This window comes from Faecalispora anaeroviscerum (genome assembly GCF_947568225.1).
In the GTDB taxonomy this organism is placed as follows: domain Bacteria; phylum Bacillota; class Clostridia; order Oscillospirales; family Acutalibacteraceae; genus Faecalispora; species Faecalispora anaeroviscerum.
Genome location: NZ_CANOOQ010000001.1, coordinates 2,556,121 through 2,579,537, shown reverse-complemented (window position 1 = coordinate 2,579,537; position 23,417 = coordinate 2,556,121). Strand labels below are relative to the sequence as shown.

Annotated in this window: 17 protein-coding genes; 13 read left to right on the top strand and 4 right to left on the bottom strand. The window is 49.4% G+C overall.

The features are described from left to right. Window positions 1–230: 230 nt before the first annotated feature. The 3 genes from QOS46_RS12720 to QOS46_RS12710 all read left to right on the top strand — a co-directional run bounded on the left by QOS46_RS12720 (window position 231) and on the right by QOS46_RS12710 (window position 2,640). Window positions 231–1,931, top strand: coding sequence for a DUF1538 domain-containing protein (locus QOS46_RS12720; protein WP_283610272.1), 1,701 nt, complete (start codon window positions 231–233; stop codon window positions 1,929–1,931). 18 nt (window positions 1,932–1,949) lie between these two features. Further along, window positions 1,950–2,285 carry a P-II family nitrogen regulator gene (locus QOS46_RS12715; RefSeq protein ID WP_283610270.1) on the top strand — a complete coding sequence of 112 codons (336 nt, stop codon included), beginning with the start codon at window positions 1,950–1,952 and terminating at the stop codon, window positions 2,283–2,285. 184 nt (window positions 2,286–2,469) lie between these two features. Beyond that, complete coding sequence (locus QOS46_RS12710) at window positions 2,470–2,640, top strand: hypothetical protein (protein ID WP_283610268.1); 171 nt, start codon at window positions 2,470–2,472, stop codon at window positions 2,638–2,640. Window positions 2,641–2,688: 48 nt separating this feature from the next. Here the strand turns inward: QOS46_RS12710 and QOS46_RS12705 are convergent, their stop codons facing one another. Next, window positions 2,689–4,467 (bottom strand): methyl-accepting chemotaxis protein, encoded by a 1,779-nt coding sequence (locus QOS46_RS12705; RefSeq protein WP_283610266.1) that lies wholly within the window; start codon window positions 4,465–4,467, stop codon window positions 2,689–2,691. A 449-nt stretch (window positions 4,468–4,916) separates the two neighbouring features. Here QOS46_RS12705 and sdaAB point away from each other — a divergent pair, with 449 nt between their 5' ends. The 6 genes from sdaAB (at window position 4,917) to QOS46_RS12675 (ending at window position 10,856) form a co-directional block, all read left to right on the top strand. Beyond that, window positions 4,917–5,624: an L-serine ammonia-lyase, iron-sulfur-dependent subunit beta gene (gene sdaAB / locus QOS46_RS12700; protein WP_283610264.1), complete on the top strand. Its 708-nt coding sequence runs from the start codon at window positions 4,917–4,919 to the stop codon at window positions 5,622–5,624. Continuing rightward, the gene (gene sdaAA / locus QOS46_RS12695; RefSeq protein ID WP_283610262.1) at window positions 5,597–6,472 is read left to right on the top strand and encodes an L-serine ammonia-lyase, iron-sulfur-dependent, subunit alpha; all 876 of its coding nucleotides are present in this window, start codon (window positions 5,597–5,599) and stop codon (window positions 6,470–6,472) included. The genes sdaAB and sdaAA overlap by 28 nt, the downstream gene beginning before the upstream one ends. Window positions 6,473–6,750: 278 nt before the next feature. Beyond that, window positions 6,751–8,280, top strand: a complete 1,530-nt coding sequence (locus tag QOS46_RS12690; RefSeq protein WP_283610260.1) for a spore germination protein — start codon at window positions 6,751–6,753, stop codon at window positions 8,278–8,280. 6 nt (window positions 8,281–8,286) lie between these two features. Next, a complete protein-coding gene (locus QOS46_RS12685) occupies window positions 8,287–9,480 on the top strand; it encodes a Ger(x)C family spore germination protein (protein ID WP_283610258.1) in 1,194 nt (397 codons plus the stop codon). A 3-nt stretch (window positions 9,481–9,483) separates the two neighbouring features. Beyond that, entirely contained in the window at window positions 9,484–9,723 is a 240-nt protein-coding gene (locus QOS46_RS12680) for a hypothetical protein (protein ID WP_283610256.1), read from the top strand. An 8-nt stretch (window positions 9,724–9,731) separates the two neighbouring features. Further along, a complete protein-coding gene (locus QOS46_RS12675; protein ID WP_283610254.1) occupies window positions 9,732–10,856 on the top strand; it encodes a GerAB/ArcD/ProY family transporter in 1,125 nt (374 codons plus the stop codon). Window positions 10,857–10,983: 127 nt separating this feature from the next. Here the strand turns inward: QOS46_RS12675 and QOS46_RS12670 are convergent, their stop codons facing one another. Further along, a complete protein-coding gene (locus tag QOS46_RS12670; protein ID WP_283610253.1) occupies window positions 10,984–16,752 on the bottom strand; it encodes an IPT/TIG domain-containing protein in 5,769 nt (1,922 codons plus the stop codon). A 329-nt stretch (window positions 16,753–17,081) separates the two neighbouring features. Between QOS46_RS12670 and QOS46_RS12665 the strand changes: the two genes are divergently transcribed. The 4 genes from QOS46_RS12665 (at window position 17,082) to QOS46_RS12650 (ending at window position 21,698) form a co-directional block, all read left to right on the top strand. After that, window positions 17,082–17,753, top strand: coding sequence for a response regulator transcription factor (locus QOS46_RS12665; RefSeq protein WP_283610252.1), 672 nt, complete (start codon window positions 17,082–17,084; stop codon window positions 17,751–17,753). A gap of 21 nt (window positions 17,754–17,774) precedes the next feature. Further along, window positions 17,775–18,767: a sensor histidine kinase gene (locus QOS46_RS12660; RefSeq protein WP_283610251.1), complete on the top strand. Its 993-nt coding sequence runs from the start codon at window positions 17,775–17,777 to the stop codon at window positions 18,765–18,767. Between the two features lie 142 nt (window positions 18,768–18,909). Beyond that, entirely contained in the window at window positions 18,910–19,674 is a 765-nt protein-coding gene (locus QOS46_RS12655; protein ID WP_283610250.1) for an ABC transporter ATP-binding protein, read from the top strand. Then, window positions 19,671–21,698 carry an FtsX-like permease family protein gene (locus tag QOS46_RS12650; RefSeq protein WP_283610248.1) on the top strand — a complete coding sequence of 676 codons (2,028 nt, stop codon included), beginning with the start codon at window positions 19,671–19,673 and terminating at the stop codon, window positions 21,696–21,698. The genes QOS46_RS12655 and QOS46_RS12650 overlap by 4 nt, the downstream gene beginning before the upstream one ends. Window positions 21,699–21,779: 81 nt before the next feature. On the opposite strand, the gene QOS46_RS12645 is transcribed toward QOS46_RS12650, so the two are convergent. Both QOS46_RS12645 and QOS46_RS12640 read right to left on the bottom strand, forming a co-directional pair. Then, window positions 21,780–22,598, bottom strand: a complete 819-nt coding sequence (locus tag QOS46_RS12645; RefSeq protein WP_283610246.1) for an undecaprenyl-diphosphate phosphatase — start codon at window positions 22,596–22,598, stop codon at window positions 21,780–21,782. Window positions 22,599–22,706: 108 nt separating this feature from the next. Then, window positions 22,707–23,417 (bottom strand): response regulator transcription factor, encoded by a 711-nt coding sequence (locus tag QOS46_RS12640; RefSeq protein ID WP_283610244.1) that lies wholly within the window; start codon window positions 23,415–23,417, stop codon window positions 22,707–22,709.

Below are 23,417 nucleotides of genomic sequence, written 5' to 3'. Positions count from 1 at the left end.
GCAGGGGATTTTTTCTGCCCTGATTCACCCCAGCAGTCTGCCATTTTTGGGGAAATTCGGGAAAGAAAGCCTTTTCTCCCCCTGCGATCTATGTTATACTAGTTAAGTAACCTAACCATTTTTAGAGATTCCGGATCGGTCTTATCAGTGCCAGACGCCTGCCGACCCCCTTTCTTTCGCCGGCGGCCGCTAAGACCCCATCCGAAGATAGATGCGAAAGGAAGTAAGGAATGAGAGACATTTTAATTGACTCACTAAAAGAATCCACCCAGTCCGTTCTGCCGATCTGCGCCATAGTTCTTGCCTTCTCATTTATACTGCCCTTAACCACCGTAGCTTTATTTCTGGCCGGTGCGGTGCTTTTGGTGATTGGCCTGAGTATCTTTACTCTTGGCTCAGACATGGCGATGATTCCCATGGGCGAGGCCATAGGCTCAGAGCTGACGCGGTCCAAAAAAATCGGCTGGATCGCGGGCGGCGGCTTTTTGATCGGTGTGGTCGTCACGATCGCGGAGCCCGACCTGCAGGTGCTGACAAAGCAGGTACCTGCCGTACCCGACCAGGTTCTGGTGGGAGCGGTTGCCCTTGGTGCGGGGTTCTTTCTGCTGCTGGCACTGCTGCGCATTGTGTTCCAGATCAATTTGGCACACTTATTTATTGCTTCGTACCTGCTGGTTTTTCTGATTGCGGGAATGATCTCTCCCGATTTTTTGGCAGTGGCCTTTGATTCCGGCGGCGTAACCACCGGCCCCATCACAGTGCCATTTATTCTGGCACTCGGCATGGGTGTTTCCACCGTCCTTTCTGGAAAGAACAGCGAAGAAGACAGCTTCGGCCTGTGTGCGCTTTGCTCCATCGGCCCAATTCTCGCCGTACTGATTATGGGCTTTTTTTATGATTCCTCCTCCTCCGGCTTTGCGTTTGAGTCACCGGCGGAGCTGGACAGTCTTTCGCAGATCCCGTTGCTATACGCTACACAGTTTATCGCCTCCCTCGAAGAGGTGATTGCCGTACTGCTGCCGATTTTGACCATTTTTATCCTGCTGCAGATACTGCGACTGCGACTTTCGCGCACAAAGCTGATCAAAATACTGGTGGGTATTCTCTATACCATACTGGGCCTGTCGATCTTTCTGACGGGCGTCAACGTCGGCTTTATGCCCGTGGGCCGCTTTTTGGGCGGACATATCGCAAAATTCTCCCACAACTGGATTCTGCTCCCACTTTCCGCCCTACTGGGATTTTTTATCGTGGCGGCGGAGCCTGCGGTACACATTCTGAACAAGCAGGTGGAGGATATCACCAGCGGCGCGATTTCGCAGCGAGTGATGCAGATTGGGCTTTCCGTCGGCGTCAGCCTTGCGGTATGCCTTTCGATGATCCGAATCATGTATCAGATCGACATCTGGTATTTTCTGCTGCCCGGCTATGCCATCGCCCTGCTGCAGACGCGCTTTACCCCCAAGGTATTTACCGCGATCGCATTCGATTCCGGTGGAGTGGCCGCCGGTACGATGGCCGCAGCGTTCCTGCTCCCGTTCGGCGTGGGCGTCTGCGAAGCGCTGGGCGGAAATGTAATGACCGATGCATTCGGCATGATTGCCATGATCGCCACACTGCCCCTGATCACAATTCAGGGGATCGGCATTCTGTTCCAGTACAAGAGCGGGAAGGCCGCCTCTCTGGAGCTGCAGGCTGCCGATGCTTCGGATGATCTGATCATCGACATGGACACTGACGTTGCACAAGCCGCCCCACAGCTCGGTGAAGGAGCTGCGGATTTGGACGGAAAACCCGTTCCCGAGCGGAACGAGGCTGCCGGAGAACCGGAGGAGGAAAATGCTTCTGCGGGCCGTGGGCCGGACGCGAAACCATCCTCTGAAACCGAAATCAAAGAAGATACCCCCCTGCCGGAAAAAGATACCGTTTGACTGTATAGGAGGTTTCTCATGGAGCAAACATTTGAGCACAGCATGATACTGGTGATTGCGAACCAGGGTTTTTCCGCCGAAATTATGGAAGATGCCAAAGCGGCTGGAGCAACCGGCGGAACGGTGGTACACGCCACCGGGTCGGGGCTGGAAAATTTAGAAACTTTTTTCGGCCTGATCTTAAAGCCGGAGAAAGAACTGATTCTCATTCTAACTCATCAATCCCTGAAAAAGGGAATTATGCAGGCTATGATGAAAGCTCACGGTTCCGGAACAGACGCAGACGCATTCGTGTTTTCCCTGCCGGTGGATCAGGTCGTGGGTCTTACTTCAGAAAAAAGCGATAAAGAGTAAGATATAAAAAAACAAAAAGATGTGTCCGTCCACTTGTTGTGGATGGATGCATCTTTTTTCTTTCATCCAAAAAAATTTTGCGCGAAAAGGGTCGTTTTATGGATTTTCCATCCTATTTTTTCATGATACAATAATAGAGAATTTTGGAAAAAGCTGGTAAAATTCGGCGAGAAAGGGATTATGCATGAAACAGAAAGTGAATTTGCAACTAAGACTCATTAATCACACACTAAACGCCATTGTAAAAAACCAAATTTTGCTGTATCTCAAAATGGAGGAGCAGGACAAAAAGCTTCATCAGCTCTCCGTCCTGGTGCGTCAAGCCGAAAAAGAGCACTGGGGAGAGCCGAAGTAAAACAATTTCCCCGGCAGGCGACGCCTGCCGGGGAAACCCCGTTTTTATTTACTCGTGCCCAAAGCCGTATCCAAAATCCGCTCTTTCCGCATCAGATGGGCGCATGCCCGAAGAATTCAACAAACGGAACTTGTCCAGCTCGCGATACAGCAGCTGAGACTGCGAAGATAGTTCTTCACTCGATGCGGAGCTTTCTTCCGCCGCAGCCGCGTTGGACTGCACCACACTCGAAATCTGCTCCAACCCCTGCGTAATACGGGAAATCTCCTGAGCCTGCTCAATGCAAGCCTTTTCTATTTCACTGACTGCCGCAGAAATCGCATTCGTTTTCTCCACACTATCATCCACCATTTCAGAAACCGTCTGCGTCAGTCTGGCTCCTTCGGAAATGGCCGAAATGGCGCTTGCGATCAGGCTGCCGGTTTCTTTGACCGCCTGTGCCGTCTTAGAGGAAAGTGAGCCCACCTCTGCCGCAACAACGGCAAAGCCCTTGCCGGCCGCACCGGCTCTGGCCGCCTCGATGGAAGCGTTCAGGGCCAGAATGTTTGTCTGCTGTGCGATTGATTCGATCAGGCTCGTAATATCCCCAATCTTGGAAGAGGTCTCCTTCACTTGCTCCATCGCTGTGTTCAGCTTGTTCATCTGTTCCTTCGTGCGGCTCATGTCTTCGGTAACAAGACCCACCTGACCGGATACCTCCTGCGCTCCAGCAGCGTTCTGATTGGCGGCCGCCTCAACCTTCTCAACAGAATCCGCCAATTGCTCCACAGAGCTGGACTGTTCGGAAGCGCCTGACGCCAGCGACTGGGAGCTGGAAGAAACCTGATCCGCCCCGGCATTTACCTGCTCGGCCGAAAGGCTGATCGTCCGCAGTGTTTCATTCAGCGAGCTGTAAATCAGGGCCAGGGATTCCCCAATCGGCTGAAAATCCCCCATATAATCGTGGCTGACTGTGGCGCGCATATCTCCCTTAGAGATGTGATCCAGATGTTGTGTTACGTCCCCAATCATACCGGCCATTGTTTCAATCAGCGTTTTGCAGGCAAGGGTCAGCCGCCCGGTTTCATCCTGGCTTTCCACAAGCTCGGCTGGCGGTGTATGCACATCCCCCTCTGAAAGCAGAGCCAAGCGCTCAGTAACTGACTCGATCGGCTTGGTCAGCTTTGCCACCCAACGCAGCATAAAGACCAGGTTTAGCACTCCCACAATAATGCTGACAGCAACCAGAATCATTCCATCCTTGCGCTGCTCCTGCTGATTATGGGCCATGCTTGTCTCAATATCATCAAAATAGTTTCCCGTGCTGATATACCACCCATAGGGTTCAAACAGCTCCGTATATGCTCTCTTTTTAAAGACGCCATCCTTCCCGGGCTTTGTAAAATAGAATTCGGTAAATCCACCCCCGTTGTCGCCGGCGGAAATCAGGTTGCGAATATAATAATTCCCCTGCTTATCCTGTACGTCGTAGCGCATCTGACCCTCATAATCCTTATTCATATGTACGGCACACAAACCGTTCTTTTCATCCGCCCACAAATAACCTTCACCATTATTGTAGCGGGTGTCGCGCACGATCGTTTGCGCATTCTGGAGCGCCTGCTGCTCGGTGATCTCTCCGGTCTTCCGTCGTTCCTCGTTCGCCTGCAAATCGCTGATGACGGTATCCACCGCATTTTTTGCCTGATTGTCAAACGCCGTTTTTTGCTGATCGTTCACCGCGCCGAACGCGCCATCTAAAAAGAAAAAGGACAGCCCGGATAATACCACGACAATTTCAAGTAACAGAATACCAACAAAACGCACAATTTTGTGCTTTAACTGCAATTCCTTTTTTTTCCTGAAAATTTGCTTTTTCAAATTGTTTCCCCTTGCCTTTCTGATATTCCCCTGTTTTTCCAAACCAAGAAGTAGAAAAAGCCGCAAAGCATTATAATAACAGTAGGTGTTATTACGATTGCTTTGCAGCGTCCCTGATTCATTTCAGTCAGACCCACTCTGTTCACCTTGTTTTTTGGAGAAAGCAGTGATTGACGAAAAAAGAATTCCTTCGAAACCCGGAAAACGCAAACTCTATTTATTCTATGAGATTAAAAATCATTCTTCTTATATTATCGTAGTTTTACAGTAATACTTTAGATTTGATAGGTAAAAACACGAATATAATTGATTAAAAATTGATTTCTCTCCTTTTGGGGAAACAATAATTCCTGAGAAAACGATTCCGCTCCTGAGTCGGGTAAATTCGAAAAAAACATGCGAAAGAGGCAAAAAATATGGAACTCAGTGTTTTTGAGGTGATCGGCCCAATCATGATCGGCTCCTCCAGCTCCCACACTGCGGGCGCGGCTAAGCTGGCCCGGGTCGCGAGGATCATTGCAGGAGAGCCGTTTGACCGTGTATCGTTTGGGCTGCACGGCTCCTTTGCGAAAACATACCGCGGCCACGGAACCGACCGGGCGCTGGTGTTCGGCGCATTGGGGTATTATGAAGACGACGAGCGACTGCCAAACGCATTTGAGATGGCAAAGCAAGCCGGCCTTTCGTATGATTTTTACGAAACGAAGCTGGAAGGAGCGCACGAAAACACAGCCGTCCTCAGTTTTTACCGGCAGGATCACCTGATCAGCCGGGTCATCGGCTCCTCCATCGGCGGCGCACAGATCATTATTACGCAGATCGACGATTTCCCCACGCACTACACCGCGCAGTCGCCGGCACTGATTTTAAGCTATCAGGACCGCCCTGGGGTCATCAGTAGGCTAACCGGGGTTCTGGCGGAATATAGGATCAACATCGCGGTAATGAAGGTCAGCCGACTGCAAAAGGGCGGCACCGCGCTCTGCACAATCGAAACCGACGAAGCCATTCCGAAGCAGGCCGCCGAGCAGCTGAAAACTGTCCCAAACGTGTTTCAGGTGCGCGCGATTAATCTTTTCAGAGAGGGGGAAGTACCGTGTACCGTACCGCAGAAGAACTGCTGAACGAAGCACAGGAACGGACTGTTCCCCTGTGGCAAATTGTTTTGGAGAACGAAACCGCCCTGACAGAAAAGACAGAGGAGGAAGTATTTGACCGCCTGGAACAAACCTACCGAGTGATGGAACGCTCGGCGACCAAGGCGCTTTCCTGCCCACAGCACGCCATTGGTGGCTTGATTACCGGCGTCAGCCAGATTCAAAACGAATACTCCAAGACAGACACTTCTCTGTGCGGCTCCTGGATGAACCACTCCATGGCCATGGCCTTTTCGTGCAGTGAGGTCAACGCGGCGATGGGCAAAATTTGTGCGGCTCCCACTGCCGGTGCCTGTGGGATTCTGCCTGCGGTGCTGATTTCTGTGCGGGAAAAGCAAGGATTGACTCTGCGGGAAACCCTGTGCGGCCTGTTAACCGCCGCGGGGCTTGGGGCGGTGATTACGCGCAACGCTACGGTAGCCGGAGCGGAGGGTGGATGCCAGGCAGAGTGCGGCGTGGCGGCCGCCATGGCGTCGGCCGCCGCCGTTGAGCTCTGCCACGGCTCGCCGCAAGCAGCCCTGCACGCCGGGAGCTTCTGCCTGATGAACGCAATGGGGCTGGTCTGCGACCCGGTTGCCGGGCTGGTACAGGTACCCTGCGCACAGCGCAACGCCTCCCAGACCGTGAACGCCCTGCTCTGCGCGGATTGGGCGCTGGCGGGCCAGCGCTGCGTGATCCCGCCTGATCAGGTGATCGGCGCGATGTACCACACCGGCAAGCTGCTGCCAACCCAGCTGCGCGAAACCGCGCAGGGCGGGCTGGCCGCCACCCCGGCAGCAAAGAGTATATTTGAAAACATTTTTATTAAACATTAATAACATTCTCAAAAGAGAAACGGTCTGCCGTCTGTATGAAAACAGGCGGCAGACCGTTTCTATAAGAAAGAGAAAAATGATTGTCCGTGATTCCTCATACATGGTGATATAACAGATTTCTGAAGTCATCGTGAAATAAAAAGCATTTCCAGCGAGAAAAGCTTGGATCGCAAATCGTCTTTTCCAAAAAACTTACATAATATTGGCGGTGAACAGCCATAATAGTTCAAATGCATCTAAATGAAAAGTGCAGAAAAATAATTGCAGCAGGTAACGATATGAAAAAAGATAACTCGATCTCCGTTGATTCCAAGATCGACTGGATTCGGCAGCAACTGGGCAACGGCAGCGATCTTTCAATTCAAAGGATGCGGCTGCATGAAGGTTTAAGCAATGTTTTGATTGCGATCATTTTTTTCAGCAGCCTTGTTGACAAAGCGAAGATTAGAGAAATGAGTCTGGAGATCAATAAGCTCTCTAACTCGATCAAAGGCATAGGAAACAAAACAGAAATCTATTTTGAAATGCTGCAAAACACCCCCCTATGCGGCTCGAATGTCACAACCGGTTCGAATGACGAGGAAATCATTCAGCAAATATTAGAGGGCCATACGGTTATTATATTTGACGGAATCGAGCCCTTTCTTTGCTACAACACCTATGGCCCGGAGGGAAGAGCGATTGAGGAGCCCACCTCTCAAACCGTAATCCGAGGGCCAAAAGAAGGCTTTACCGAAAAAATTGAAAACAATATTTCTCAAATACGGAGAAGAATCAAGGATCAATCCCTGCGGATCGAGCCTTTGAAGCTGGGGACAATTACAAAAACCAATGTGACGCTTCTGTATATTGACGGCATCGCTCAGGAGAGCAATATCAATGAGGTAAAAAAGAGGATCGGTAAAATTCAGATCGACGGTATTTTTGAAAGCGGAAATATTGAGGAACTGATTAAGGATGACCCATATTCCCTTTTCCCAACTATTTATAACACAGAGCGCCCAGACACCGTGTCCTCTGCCCTTCTGGAGGGGAAAATCGCGATTTTTGTGGACGGCAGCCCCTACTCCCTGATCGCTCCCACCACCTTTATGGAGTTTTTCATCTCCAGCGAAGACCATTACCACAGTCCATTTGCCTCGGCACTATTTCGGTTAGTTCGCCTGCTCTCGCTCTTTTTAACGGTTTTGGTACCGGGCGTGTATATTGCTTTAACAACATTTGACCAGGAATTAATCCCCACACCCCTGCTGCTGAATATTGCGGCCCAACGCGAAGGCGTTCCTCTGCCTGCTTTTTGGGAAGCAATCATCATGGAAATCACATTTGAAATTTTACGGGAAGCAGGAATCCGAATGCCTCGGGCAATCGGCCCCGCCATCTCCATCGTTGGCGCTCTGGTACTGGGCCAAGCCGCCGTTCAGGCTGGGTTTGTTTCGGCCGCAATGGTGATCGTGGTGTCGATTACCGCTATCGCAAGCTTTTGTATTCCCAGCACCTCTATGGCGGATGCTTTACGAATTATTCGGTTTATTTTCATGCTGCTAGCCGCCTTTATGGGGCTGTATGGAATCTTCATTTGTATCATCGGACTTACCCTTCATCTTTGCAAACTCAAATCTCTTGGCGTTCCGTACATGGCCCCCTTTGCCCCTGTATTATCAAAGAAAAATCAAGATGCAATTTTCCGCGCTCCGCTATGGTCAATCAAGCAATATCCGAGTTTAATCAGCAAAGCGAAAACAGAGAGGTGCAGTATGAACGGCCCCACTCAAAAGGGTCAGACCCATACTCCCGAAAGGAAATGACATGCTGTGAAGAAAAATATCTTCGCATTACTTCTGGTTTTAGTTCTCAGCCTTTTCGCATTAACAGGCTGCTGGGACCGCAACGAATTAAATCAGCTGGGGTTTGCAACAGCTCTGGGATTTGATAAAACAAGTGATGGAAAAATTATGATTACTGCGCAGGTCTTAAATCCACGGGCCATTGCCGCACAGAAAACCACCAACGAAGCAGCAGTGGTGGTGGTGACGGCACAAGGAGACAGCATCTTACAAGTCTTACGGAGCATGAGTACCGAATTATCCAGAAAACTGGTTGGCACTCATATGCAGACAATTGTGTTCGGAGAAGCGTTCGCAAAAGAAGGAATCGCAGAGGCAACCGACTTTTTACTGCGCCATTATCAAACCAGCTCGGAACTGTATTTTACCGTTGCAAAGGGAACCACGGCGAACAAGGTTTTGAATAACTTGACAAAGCTGGACAACGATCCCTCGGCAAAAATCAATTCATCAATTGTGATTTCTCAGCAAATCTGGGCAGAAACAAACGAAATCAAATTGACGGAGCTGGTGAATTGTATTGTAAACAGTGGAGTAAACGCCGTCATTACGGGCGTTGAAATAAAATCCGATACTCCAAATAGTTCTTTAGAGGATTTAAAAAAGACACAGAATGACCCAATTCAATTGAGCGGCAACGCAATTTTTAAAGTAGACAAGCTAGTTGGGTGGCTCAATGAAGGGGAAAGCCAAGGCTGCAATTATATTTCTGGAAATATCGTTTCTTCCGCTTTTGTTCTGGAAGGAAAGGAAACCGGCAAAATTACACTGAATATGAAAAAGGGTTCTGCCAAGCAGGAAATATCAATGTCTGGAGGGACTCCAAAAATGAAAGTAAAAATAGAAATGCTGTCTACGGTACAAAATATCGATGGGAATTTTGATATTACAAAACAAGAAAACCTGAATAAAATACAGGTGCTGGCGGAGGAAAAGCTAAAAGAGACCTGTATGACCACTGTAACAAAAGCAAAGGCATTGAAAAGCGATTTTTTGGGATTTGGCGACACCCTTCACCGGGCAGACCCACAGCTGTGGAAATCGTTAAAAAGCAGCTGGAACGACACCGGCTTTGTCCATCTGCCTGTTGAAATTGAAGCTGATGTGAAGATCATTGGAACAGATTCCATCAGCCAATCATTTCTCTCCAAAGAGGAGTAACTTATGGGCGTTATTGCAATTGTCTTAATCATTGTCTTTGTGTTTCTTTTGTCTTGGATTGAAATTCCCAAAATGCTAAGAGGACGTTTGCACAAAGAACTGATTCTATATTCTATCATCTTACTGTTTAGCGCCGTGGTAGGAATATTAGTGAGTGTTGATATTAAAGTATTCAACCCCTCTGATGCGATCGCGTCTTTTCTAAGCCCCATTGTAATTGTAGTAAAATCAATTTTAGGTTGAGAGAAAACATGAATAAAGAAATAATTACCAACCATCAGTTATTTTCGCTGACTGCCTGTGCCACCTGTGGCTCGTCCATCATTGTTGTTGCTTCCCCAGTTACAGAATTATGTCAACGCGACGGATGGATTGCCTCTCTTCTCTCCAGCGTGTTTGGTGTCGTTTTCCTATTGCTCTATTACTATTTGGGGAAGCTGTTCCCCAACAAAAATTTAATTCAGATCATCAATACGGTGTTCGGCAAATGGCTGGGTGGAATCATTTCCATTTATTTTATTATTTTCTGCATCCACAGCGGAATACAAATTACCGATTATATCGGCCAGTTTATCACGACAGAATACCTCATTCTTTCGCCCGTTTACGCCGTCAATCTATTGATCATTGTTATTCTTGCAATCGGCTTACTCTATGGTCTTGAAACCACTGCGCGTTCCTCTGAGATGTTATTAAGGCTTGCCATTATCATTTTGTCCTTCCTGATTATCACAAATATCACCAATATTCAAATTAATTACGTTCTTCCGGTGCTGGAAAACGGGTTCTATCCGATTCTGAAGGGAAGCCTGTTTATTACCAGCTATCGTATCTGGCCGCTGATTTTTTTAAACATGATCTATCCGATTCACACGGATCATTCCTCTTCCGCCTTAAAGTCGATGCTCAAGGGATACTTTCTGGGTTCCTTGATCATGTTTTTGATTATGCTGATGTCGATTTTGGTACTGGGAACCCACGTAACCTCCATTTCCACATATTCCACTTATTTTCTCGCAAAGCAGATCAGCTTTGGTTTTTTGTCCCGCGTAGAAGGGCTTATTGTCTGCGCGTGGCTCGTCACCTTATTCTTCAAAGGTTTTTGTTATTTTTACGCAGGCATTCAGGGAATCTCGAGCCTGCTGCATTTAAGGGATTACCGAAAAATTGTACTCCCTATTTTATTTTTAGTGCTGATTTATTCCAATATTGTGTACCCAAGCAGCGCTTACCTGGCTTACTGGGACAAATATGTTTGGATTTCGTATTCCTTTACGGCAGGGGTTATTTTACCGGTTGCCATTGTACTCGTTCATTTTATCAAAAAGGCCTTTCTCAAAACCGGCCGCCCCGAATTGGCGCAGAATTCGGCCTGATTGCTCCTTTCAAAACTTCAATGGAATGGCAGGCTGCCATTTGCACCTCGCCTTTTATTCTGCAAGACAAAAAAATCAGCGCACGGGCTGGAAAATCCAGTCTGTGCGCTGATTTTTATTCATTTGGTTATGCTTTTCGTACACCGTTCGCATCCACCTGGTAACCGCCAATCGTGGTGTTTTGGGCCAGGGAACCGTCTGCGTAGAAATAATACCACCTGCTGTCCACCTGGAGCCATTGACCAGCTACCATATTCGCGTAGGCATCAAAGTAGTAGCGCTTCCTTGCGATTGTCTGCCAACCGGTAACGGCGCTGCCGTTCGAAGAAAGGTAGAAGCTTTCTCCCTTACTGTTTTTTCTCCATCCGTTTGCATAGGCACCGCCGCTGCTGTCAAAGCAATATACCTTGCCGTTCACCGTCTGCCAGCCAATGAGTGCTTTGCCGTCTTTGTAGTACATATACTGCCCGCTGTCGTTTTTCGCCCAGCCCTGTGCAGTGGCGGGGTCAATGGTCAGCTTGACGTAGCGGTACAACATCGCGCAAATCTCCGCACGGGTGGCCGCCGCCTTCGGGCTGTATTTGTTGTTATTGCCGCCCATCACGACACCGGCCTGCTGCATGGTTCTGACTGCATTCTGGTCGGTGCTACCAATGCTGGTGCCGTCTGCAAAAGTGACTGCCTCGCGGGTAACCGGCAGAATGTAGCCGGTCACTTTGGCATAGTTTTGAAGAACAGCCGCGACTTCTTCACGGGTGATAGCGCGCTCCGGCGCAAACCGATTGCTGCCAACGCCCTGAATGATGCCGTTTTTGCAGGCCCACTCGATATAGGGAAGGTGGTAGGAGTTTGCTGGAACGTCCGTAAAGCTGCTCTTCGTGTAGCTGCTGACATTTGCTCTGGCAAGCCTGCCCAGAGCGGTGATAAAATCGCCCCTTGTAATAGCGGTGTCGGGCCCAAATTTTCCGCTCGCTCTGCCACCGAAAAGTCCGCGTCCAACCGCAAAATCGATGGATTCCTTTGCCCAATGGCTGCTGATGTCGGTGAATTTGGCGCTCGGCGCTGAATACCCGATACCGTATACAGATAAGTGATTGGTCTCAAAGATCAGGCAGCCACTGTTCCTGTCATAGGCAGAGCCCGGAACACGGGTAACGTTGCCGCTGCCGTCCACATAAGCCATGTACAGATACCCCACTGCCTCATTGCTCGCCGGCGTATAAGGGATACTGACAAAAATTCTTCCGTCCCCAAAATTCGTTACGCTCTGGGTACCATTCTGATAGGTAGCGTGGAAATCATAAACCGGGCGGCTGCCAATGGCGTTTCTGGCCGCTGGTCTCAACTGAGGATCACGCGATCTGGTCGCGGTAATTTGCACATCGGCATTGGCCTGCCGGTTAATTTCGGAAATCGCCGCGAGATTCATGCCTAGTGTAAAATCAGAACGGTTAACGATTAGCTCAATACCGGCAATCCCATTGTTAATGACCTGCTGCTGAGTGGTTCTCGGCAGATTCACACTCAGGGTAGAAGGATTTGCACTGCCGGTAGAAACATTGATCGCCACCGTGATTTCGCCTGCATCAGCGCCCCTTTGAGCAGCCTGCGCTCTGGCATCGGCTATCGCGTCGGCAATATTTTGATCGGTAACACCAACACTTGCGGTTCCGTTTTTGTCAACGATTGCCGTATTAGTGGTTCCGCCGGTGACCGACTCCGTCGGCTTTGAAGCAGAAGAGGTGGAGGAACCACCGCCGGAAGAAGAATGATCGGAAGACGATCCGCTGGAACTGGATGCTCTCTTTACCGTCACACTAATACTCGTTGTAAGGGGAATGCTCCCCGAATTGATCACATCACTCGGTAAAGTAACCGTTCCGCTAACGGTAAAGCTTTGCTCCGCAGAGCTGGACGATTGATAAGTGCTGGCGGCTACATCCCATGTCACATCTGCCTGCACCTCACCGCTGTCAGTATTCAGTGTTACCTTGGCGGGCAGCCCCAGAGCGGCGGCTGTTTTAGCCGTACCATTTGCCACGCCCGTAATTGCCACCGGTGCGGTGATGGTGCTTAAGATTTTTTTCATGGTAATGGTGAATGCTACCACCGTGTGGTTACCGGCCGTGTCCGTTACAACCAGAGTATAGCTTCCCGACTCACTGATGGTGGTACCCGAAGTGTACTCCCCAGGGGTTCCACCGTTCTTGGCCAGCGTTGCCGTTGCCTCGGTAAAAGTTGCCGCTTTCCCGGTATTGTAATTCTCGCTATCGGTTACGCCGGAAACCGTCGGACCAAGGGTGTCGATGATCACAGAGCAAGCTGTGGATAAACTGCTGAGATTCCCTGCCTCATCTGCGGTCTGTGCTGTAAAGCTGTGGGTTCCATCGCTCAATGCGGGTACTGTAAAGCTCCAGTTTCCAGAGCCGTCTGCCGTTGCGGTTCCGATCAGAAGACCCTCAACAAACACCTTTACTGTACTATTTGCCTGCGCCTGACCGGTAATGGTCGGCGTTGTATTACTGGTAATGTTATCCGCCACGCCCGTGTCCGATTCGGCGGCAAGAGCCAGAGAGAACGGAGCAGCCGGGAGAATATTGTTGACCGCGGCATTTGTTGTATCCACCGTAGTGGTAGAACCTGCCGGGTTGACCGCGGTGACAGAAATATTTTTATTCGTACCATTGATGCTGCCCACCGTGATGGTATAGGCAGCTCTCCAAACACCGCCGGACTCCGTGGCGGTGACTGCCGCGCCACCGCCAAAGGCGGTAAAGTTCATTGTCACTCCGGTGACGCCAGTGCTGTTGTCTCCCGAGGTGGAGTTGTTCCAAGCTACCGTTACGGTATCTCCGATTTTATAGATTCCGCCCGTCCCCGTTGCTCCGCTAATTGAGATATTCGCGTCGGTGACAGTCGGTAACGGCGCAGTATAGGTAAACTGACAGGAGGTACCTGTCGCACTTGTGCCGGCTGGCGTTGTAACCGTTACATCTACCGCACCTGCACTGTGCGCCGGTGACGTTGCGGTGATTTTTGTGGAAGAGTCTACGGTAAAGGACGTTGCGGCCGTACCCCCGAACTCCACCGCTGTCGCATCTGTGAAATCTGTTCCTGTGATGGTTACAGAGGTTCCTCCTGCGATCATGCCACTCGTGGGAGAGAGCGAGGTGACGGTTGGCGCGACTAAAGCAGCCTGAGTCGCAAAAGTCATATCTTCGCCGTAGGAGGTTCCAGCACTATTGGTTGCGTATGCACGAATGTGGTAGGTTGTGTTCGCCGCAAGGCCGGTGATACTGCCCGTAAAGGCACCCGTTGCCGAAACGGCACCCTGTTCCGTTTTAGAATTGGAGGTGGTCGGATTCGCCGAGGTACTCCAAACAAAGCCGTGTTGTGTCGGGTTAGACGAACCTAAATTGGTAACATTACCGTTCCCAGTCGCCGTCGTCTGCGCAACACTGGTTGCCTCCCCTGTTGTGACGGTTGACGCGACTAAAGCGGCCTGAGTCACAAAAGTCACATCCTCGCCGTAGGAGGTTCCAGCACTATTGGTCGCGTATGTACGAATGTGGTAGGTTGTGTTCGCCGCAAGGCCGGTGATACTGCCCGTAAAGGCACCCGTTGCCGAAACGGTACCTTGTTCCGTTTTAGAATTGGAGGTGGTCGGATTCGCCGAGGTACTCCAAACAAAGCCGTGCTGTGTCGGGTTAGACGAACCTAAATTGGTAACATTACCGTTCCCAGTCGCCGTCGTCTGCGCAACACTGGTTGCCTCCCCTGTTGTGACGGTTGGCGCGACTAAAGCAGCCTGAGTCGCAAAAGTCACATCCTCGCCGTAGGAGGTTCCAGCACTATTGGTCGCGTATGCACGAATGTGGTAGGTTGTGTTCGCCGCAAGGCCGGTGATACTGCCCGTAAAGGCACCTGTTGCCGAAACGGCACCCTGTTCCGTTTTAGAATTGGAGGTGGTCGGATTCGCCGAGGTACTCCAAACAAAGCCGTGCTGTGTCGGGTTAGACGAACCTAAATTGGTAACATTACCGTTTGCAGTTGCCGTCGTCTGCGCAACACTGCTTACCTCCCCTGTTGTGACGGTTGGCGCGAGCGCTGGCTCGGTATAGGTAAACTGACTGGAGGTACCTGTCGCGCTCGTGCCTCCTGCCGTTGTAACTGTTACATCTACCTTACCCGCACTGTGCGCGGGTGAATTGACAGTAATTTTCGTGGAAGAGTCTACGGTAAAGGACGTTGAGGCCGTACTCCCGAACTCCACCGCTGTCGCATCTGTGAAATCTGTTCCTGTGATGGTTACAGAGGTTCCGCCCGCAGTTGTGCCGCTCGTGGGAGAGAGCGAGGTGACGGTTGGCGCAGCCGGGGACGTAGATGTCTGCTTTAAGTCCGTAATTTCAAAATCCTGAAACAGCGTGTAGTTCTCTGAAGATAACACAACCGAGGTTACATCGTTTACCGAGGGCTGAACGATGGTATACCCCTTACTGACGTTCTGCGTTACATCGGCAGAACCGAAGGAGTCCGTATCCTCTAATGTACCAATATAAATTTTACTAACACTGGATAAATCCGCCGCAAACTTAAAGCTGGAAAGGTCGAAGGAATAGCCGGATGGAACCGAAACCTGGAGCATGACTCCCGAAGTCGTAGCTCCTGTATATGCTAAACTATACAGTCCTCCCGGGGACCCAGTATGATCGTGGTTCGGAGGATAAACACATGTCCAAGGAGTATTTTCGCCCACTTTCACCGTAGAAAAGCTTACATTTACCGTTCCTCCGCCTTCCACAAGCAGTTCCCTGATGATTGTATTGGAAGAAATGCTCTCGCCAGGAGCGTCATTGTCTGAATCGCTGAAGTTAACATCGTCAATATCTGTAACCGTGATTGCAACATCCTGCGTTGCCTCGTCTGTGCCGTCCGTTGCTTTCACGGTAATGTCGTAGACGTTGTCCTTATCTAAATCCTGAGGTGTTTCATAGTCCGGCGCACCAATAAAGGTTACTTCGCCGGACGATGAGTCAATGTTGAACCGGTCTTTATCATTCCCGCCTGTTATGGAATAGGTAATCGTTCCCGTGCCAGCCGCCTGCGCGGTATAGGCAGAGTCCGACTGATTTTCGGCATAATCCGCGGTTGTACCAGAAGTAAATGAGAGCGATGAAGCGGACGTATAGGTAAACTGACTGGAGGTACCTGTCGCGCTCGTGCCGCCTGCCGTTGTAACCGTTACATCTACCGCACCCGCACTGTGCGCGGGTGAATTGGCAGTAATTTTTGTTGCAGAATCAATGGTAAAAGACGCCGCAGCTGTATCGCCGAACTCCACCGCTGTCGCATCTGTAAAATCCGTACCGGTAATCGTGACTGAGGTTCCCCCTGCGGTCGTGCCGCTCGTGGGCGAGAGCGCGGTGACAGTTGGCACTGCGTAGGATTTTTCATACGTAATTTCAACCGATTTGTCAATATCAGGGTGTATATCATCAGAATAAAATGCGTAAAACTGGTAAACACCTGGCTGGGGGAAAGTAAACTTTAATTGACTATTGTTAACATATGCCACTGGATCTGAATAGAGTCTTCCGTCTCTATTATAAGCACCATAAATATAAGGATCGGTATTCGGATTAGAATCTGCACCCTGTATCATTGCCACAAAACCATTGCATACAGGCTGAGTTAACATGCCATTTCCAAGATCAGCATAGGAATCCAGTTCTGTTGAACCAAATATTTGGGATGCGGTAAAGGTAGCGGAAGCAGTCGTACAAGAAAGCTCCACATCCGCACCAGCTGCGCTCACCGGCAGCACCGGAAGAAAACCCACAACCAGCGCCAAAGACGTAATCCACGCCAAGCCCCTTTTTAATATTGTCCTCATCATTTTCACCCTTCTCAAAATCTCCGCTTAAATTTCAATCAATCTTACCCGCACTCTTATATTGGGATTTTGACTTCTGCATAGAAGGTGAAAAAAAGACTCAACATCATTCTTTTTCTCAGACCGAATGTATGCTCCCAATCAATTTCATTATGATAATATCCCATGCTGGGATTAATTGTCAATTAGCTGGAAGGCATATTGCAAAAAATATTTCTTCTTATTTTACATAAAACCTTTGGTATTCTTTTAAAAGTAGGCAGCTAACCATTGGGCTTGTCAACCAACGGCAGGCAGGTTACAATAAGGGACAGAGAAAGCAAGGTGATGCCATGTACCGGATTCTGATTGTGGAAGACAACTCGGGAATTGCGGCCGCAATGAAAAAGCATATTGAGGCATGGGGACTGGAAGCGAAGTGTGTTGAGGATTTTCAAAACGTGCTTTCGGTGTTTTCCGAATACAACCCTCACCTGGTTCTGCTGGATATTTCGCTGCCTTTTTTCAACGGATACCACTGGTGCAGTGAAATCCGTAGAGTGTCAAAAGTCCCCATTGTTTTTATTTCTTCGGCCTCCGAGAACATGAACATTGTTATGGCGATAAACATGGGCGGCGATGATTTTATTGCCAAGCCCTTTGATCTGTCTGTCTTCATGGCGAAAATACAGGCGATTCTGCGCAGAACCTACGATTTTTCGGGGCAGGTTTCTGTGCTGGAGCATCGAGGAGCCCTGCTGAACACCGCCGACGCTACGCTGACCTATCAGGGGGAACGCATCGACTTAACGAAGAATGATTACCGTATCCTCCAGGCGCTGATGGAACGCAAGGGGCAGGTGGTAAGCCGTGAAAAGCTGATGGAACGGTTGTGGGAAACCGACAGCTTTGTAGACGAAAACACACTGACCGTAAACATGACTCGCCTGCGCAAAAAGCTCGACGCCGCAGGCCTGCCGCATTTCATCACCACCAAGGTGGGAATGGGCTACTTGGTGGAATAGAGTTCTGGAAAGGGGCAGACTATGAAATTATGGAACCGCTATCTGAAGGCGCACACAAAGCAAACTTTCGTCTTTTTTCTGTTTTGCGCCATCTTTTTTCTGTCCTTCGCTTTATATCATCTGCCACTGGCGGCAGTGCTTTACCCTACGGCCATTTGCACGGTTTTGGGACTGGCGGTACTTCTTTTGGATTTTATCTCCTTTTTCGCGCGGCACAAAGAGCTGTTGGCTCTCTATTCTGAGGTTGCCGTTACCGTAAAGCGGCTTCCTCGCGTATCGAATCTGCTGGAGGAAGATTACCAGCAGATCATTTTGTCTTTGTTTCAGGAAAAGGTGAATTTAGAAAACCGGATGCAAAGCCAATATACCGATTTAATCGAATATTATACCGTTTGGGCGCATCAGATTAAAACCCCGATTGCATCCATGTATCTAAGCTTGCAGGACGACGACTCCCCTTTCAGCCGCGAGCTGACGGAGGAGCTGCAACACATTGAACAATATGTGGAGATGGTGCTTTGCTACCTGCGGCTGGATTCCTGTTCTACGGATTATCTGATCCGCAGCTGTGATCTGGATCCCATCCTTCGGCAGTCCGTGCGAAAATTCGCCTCTCAGTTCATTCGCCGTAAAATCAGGCTGGTTTACGAGCCGACCGAATTCTCTGCTCTGACAGACGAAAAATGGCTTCTGTTTGTTTTGGAGCAGCTGCTTTCCAACGCGATCAAATACACAAAGGCCGGCGGAACTATCTCGATTACAATGAACGAGCCGGGTATTCTCTGCATCAGCGATTCCGGCATCGGCATTGCACCGGAGGATTTGCCGCGTATTTTTGAAAAGGGCTACACCGGCTATAACGGGCGCGGAGACAAAAAGGCCAGCGGAATCGGCCTGTACCTGTGCCGCCGAATCTGCGGCAATCTGCGGCACCGAATCACGGCTGAGTCTGCGTTGGGAAGAGGTACCGTAATCACTTTGGATTTAAACCGCACAACGCTGGAGCGGGAATAGCGCCCCAAGAGAACCTGGAAATCCGTGTATGGCCACGGCACCTTTCAAATTTGTAAGACACTCGAGGGGAAATGTAAGCCGATTCGATGGCGGCCCATTTCTCCTTTTTGCTACAATAAGCCCATACAAGGAGGAATGCCAAATGTCTATTCTCGAAGTTAACAACCTAAAAAAGGTTTATACCACCCGCTTTGGCGGGAATCAGGTAGAAGCGCTGAAAAACGTTTCGTTCAGCGTGGAAAAGGGCGAATATGTAGCAATCATGGGTGAATCCGGCTCCGGTAAAACCACGCTCTTGAATATTCTGGCCGCTCTCGACAAACCCACAGGCGGCTCTGTGCTGCTCGACGCACGCGATTTTTCCAAAATAAAGGAATCGGAAATCGCCGCGTTCCGCAGAGATAACCTGGGCTTTGTATTTCAGGACTTCAATCTGCTCGACACGTTTTCTCTGATGGACAACATTTATCTTCCTCTGGTGCTGGCCGGCGTGCCGTACCAGGAGATGGAAAAACGTCTTGCGCCGATTGCAAAGCAGCTCGGCATTTCGGAGCTTTTGAAAAAATATCCTTATGAGGTATCGGGCGGGCAAAAGCAGCGGGCTGCCGTGGCCCGGGCGCTCATTACGAACCCCAGGCTGATTCTGGCCGATGAGCCGACCGGCGCGCTGGACTCAAAATCGACCGACGAACTGCTCCACCTGTTCGCGCAGATCAACTGCGGCGGGCAGACCATTTTAATGGTGACCCATTCGGTCAAGGCCGCCTCTCATGCGGGCCGCGTTTTGTTCATTAAAGACGGCGAGGTCTTTCACCAGATTTACCGCGGCGGCAGTACCAAAGAGGCAATGTACCAGAAAATCACCGACACGCTTACCGTTCTTGCGACAGGCGGTGAACGGAAATGAAGCACGGCTTTTATGCCCGTCTCGCCTGGACGGGGATTCAAAAGAACCGCAAGACCTATCTGCCATACCTTCTCACCTGCGTGGGAATGGTAATGATGTATTACCTGATCAGCTTTCTTTCCAAAAATGCAAATGTTGCTCTCATACGGGGCGGCACCACCCTGCAGAGTATTCTGAGCTTCGGCACCGGGGTGATCGCCGTTTTTGCCCTTATTTTTCTGTTTTACACCAACTCTTTTCTAATTCGCAGAAGAAAAAAGGAATTTGGGCTTTATAATATTTTGGGCATGGGAAAGGGAAACCTGACTCGCATTCTTCTCTGGGAAAGCGCCGCGATCTGCGCGATTGCTCTTTTGGGTGGACTCTTCCTTGGCATTCTGTTTTCCAAGCTGGCGGAGCTGCTGCTGATAAACCTGATGGGCGGCACAGTAACCTTCACCTTTTCGGTGGAGCCAAGTGCCATCACGTCCACATTCGTGCTATTTATCGGCATTTTCGCTCTGATTTTCCTCAATACCTTTCGCCAAATTCATGTTGCAAAGCCCATTGAGCTTCTGCACAGTGAAACGGTTGGAGAACGCCCGCCGAAAGCCAACTGGGTGCTGGCTCTTTTGGGGGTTGTGATTTTAGTCGTCGCATATTATCTGGCAATTACCATTCAAGACCCCATCTCTGCCCTGCTGTGGTTTTTTGTAGCGGCCGTCATGGTCATCGTTGCCAGCTACCTTTTGTTTATCGCGGGCTCGGTTGTTCTTTGCAAGATTCTGCAAAAAAACAAGGGCTATTATTACAAAACACGCCACTTTGTATCGGTATCTTCCATGATGTACCGCATGAAGCGCAACGGCGCTGGCCTGGCCTCGATCTGCATTCTGTCTACGATGGTGCTGGTCATGCTGTCCTCCACCGTCTGCCTGTTTGTGGGAACGGAGGATTCTCTTCATGGGCGTTACCCCAGGGATATTTCGGTCCAGACCAACACTCTGGAGGAATCCCAAACAAATCAGGTCCATCAGGCTGCGGAGGCTGTACTGAAAAAACATCAGCTTCAACAAGAAAATTTCCTGCAATACCGTTGCCTCAGCCTGACGGCAATTCTGGAAAATGATAAGGTAGACTTCAATCGCGGGCTGCTGGATTCCTCCGCGTTGAAAAATACCAACCTGATTCGCCAGGTGTTCGTTCTGCCTGTGGACGAATACAACCGCCTGACCGGCTCAAACGAGGCTCTGGCTGCGGACGAGGTACTTCTCTGCAGCACAAAAACCGACTATACCGGCAATACCATTACATTGCAAAATCAAAGTACAAAAAAAATTAAGAAGATCATTCCGAAATTTTTGGAAAACGGAACCGACTCCGCGCAGATTTTTTCGTCCCTGTTTTTGATCGTGCCAGATTTTGAACAGGAACGCGAGGCGTTTCGCAGCTGGGCAAAAACCTACTCGGAGTATGAAATTTCTGCTGAGACTGATTATTACGGGTTTGATCTCTCCTGCGACGACTCGGAGGAGATCGCCATCCGAAAGGAAATCTCTCAGGCGATTCAGAAGCTTCAGCAAGAGGACCCGAAATTTGCAACTGTATCCGTTGAAAGCCTTGCAAATAACCGCTCAGAGTTCTATGGCCTGAACGGCGGCCTGCTCTTTTTGGGTGTTCTGCTGGGGATCGTGTTCGTTTTTGCCGCCGTGCTGATTATGTACTATAAGCAAATCTCGGAGGGCTACGAAGATCAAAGCCGCTTTGAAATTATGCAGAAGGTCGGCATGACAAAGCGGGAAATTAAGAAGAGCATCAATTCCCAGGTGCTCACCGTATTCTTTCTGCCCTTGATTGCAGCCGGGGTACATGTAGCCTTTGCGTTCCCGATGATCTCAAAGCTACTTCTGCTGTTCGGCCTTTACAACACCATGCTGCTCGTTGTTGTTTCCCTCATATGCTACTTGACCTTTGCCCTGTTTTATGTGCTGGTATATCTCATTACCTCCCGCGCGTATTACGATATTGTCAGCGGAGCAAAATAATTCTCTTTTTCCGCAGCCTCTCACCTGTAATCTCACAAAAGGAAGGCCACCCTTTACAGGGTGGCCTTCCTTACTCTTACATTAAAACAGAAATGTCAATATCACGATGATGCCAAGAACGATTCGATACCAACCGAACACTTTAAAATTATGCCGCTTGATATAGACCGTTAAAAACCGGATTGCAAGCAGCGATACGAGGAAGGCCACCAGCGTTCCCACCAGCAAAACGGTGATTTCCAAACTGGTACCGGGCAATCCGTACTTTAGCATTTTCAGTAAGCTTGCACCGAACATCACCGGGATCGCCAAATAGAACGTAAACTCTGTGGCCGCAACTCTGGATGTTCCAAGCAGCATTGCGCCGATGATCGTTGCTCCCGAACGGGAGGTACCGGGGATGAGCGCCAAAACCTGAAACAGGCCGATGAAAAGCGCTGTTTTATAATTCATTTGATTGACGTCACGTATTTTTGCAGTGGAATCCTTGTGGTGATTCTCGATGATAATAAAAAGAATACCATACAACACCAGCGTAAAGGACACGGTCTGGTAGTTATAAAACAAAGCATCGATCGGATCATCCAGCAATAGCCCGATGACCGCGGCCGGGATACACGCAACCAATATTTTCATCCATAAAGAAGCCGTATCCTTCTCAATATGTAATTTCCCTTGGTTCGAAAAAGGCCATAGCTTTTTCCAATAAAACACAATGACGGCCAAGATTGCTCCCAGCTGAATCACCACAAAAAAGAGCTCTTTAAATCCATCTGATTCGTTCAGCTTTAAAAACTGATCCACCAGAATCAAATGGCCGGTACTGCTGATCGGCAGCCATTCGGTGATTCCTTCCACGACGCCTAAAAAAACTGCCTTTAAAATCTCTATTACATTCATCCCTCTGTTATGACTCCAATTCTGTTAGGATAAGCAAAAGATTGCCGCTTTCTGCCTCTGACCGCTAAAATCCGATTTTGCCTTCGCTCTATCATAGAATAAAATTGCTTATTTTTCAACCGGTTCTTCTGCCATTCGGTAACCAACACCCACTTCAGTGAGGATATACCTGGGAGCTCCGGGGTTCACCTCTATTTTTCTTCGGATGTTTGCCATGTTCACACGCAAGGTATGGCTTTCATCTGTGTAAATGCCCCATACCTCTTGTATGATGAAATCATGTGTGAGTACCTTGCCCGCATTTTTAGACAATAAAACCAATATTTTATATTCGATAGGGGTCAGGTGAATTTTCTCTCCGTCCCTGCACACCACCCGTTTGTTATAATCGATTTCCAGCTCTCCGATGGTCACTTTTTCCGACCCCAAAGTATTTGTGCCGGTCAATGGGAAACTATGCCGCATTGCTGTTCGGATTCGGGCCAGCAGCTCAGAGGTTCCAAAAGGTTTCACAATATAATCATCCGCCCCCAAATCCAAAGCGGCAACCTTTTCACGCTCGTGCCCACGGGCGGAAACCACGATGATGGGGGTCTTTGACCATTGGCGTATTCTCTTTAGTATCTCGATCCCATCCATGTCTGGCAGGCCTAAATCCAGAAGAACAATGTCCGGAATATGAGAAGTAAACAGAGAAAACCCTTCCTCCCCTGTTTTGGCTTTCACCACCTGATAGTGATTCGAGGTTAAAACGGCAGAGATAAAATTACAAATGGCTTCCTCATCTTCAATGATTAAAACCGTGGGCTTGATGTCCAT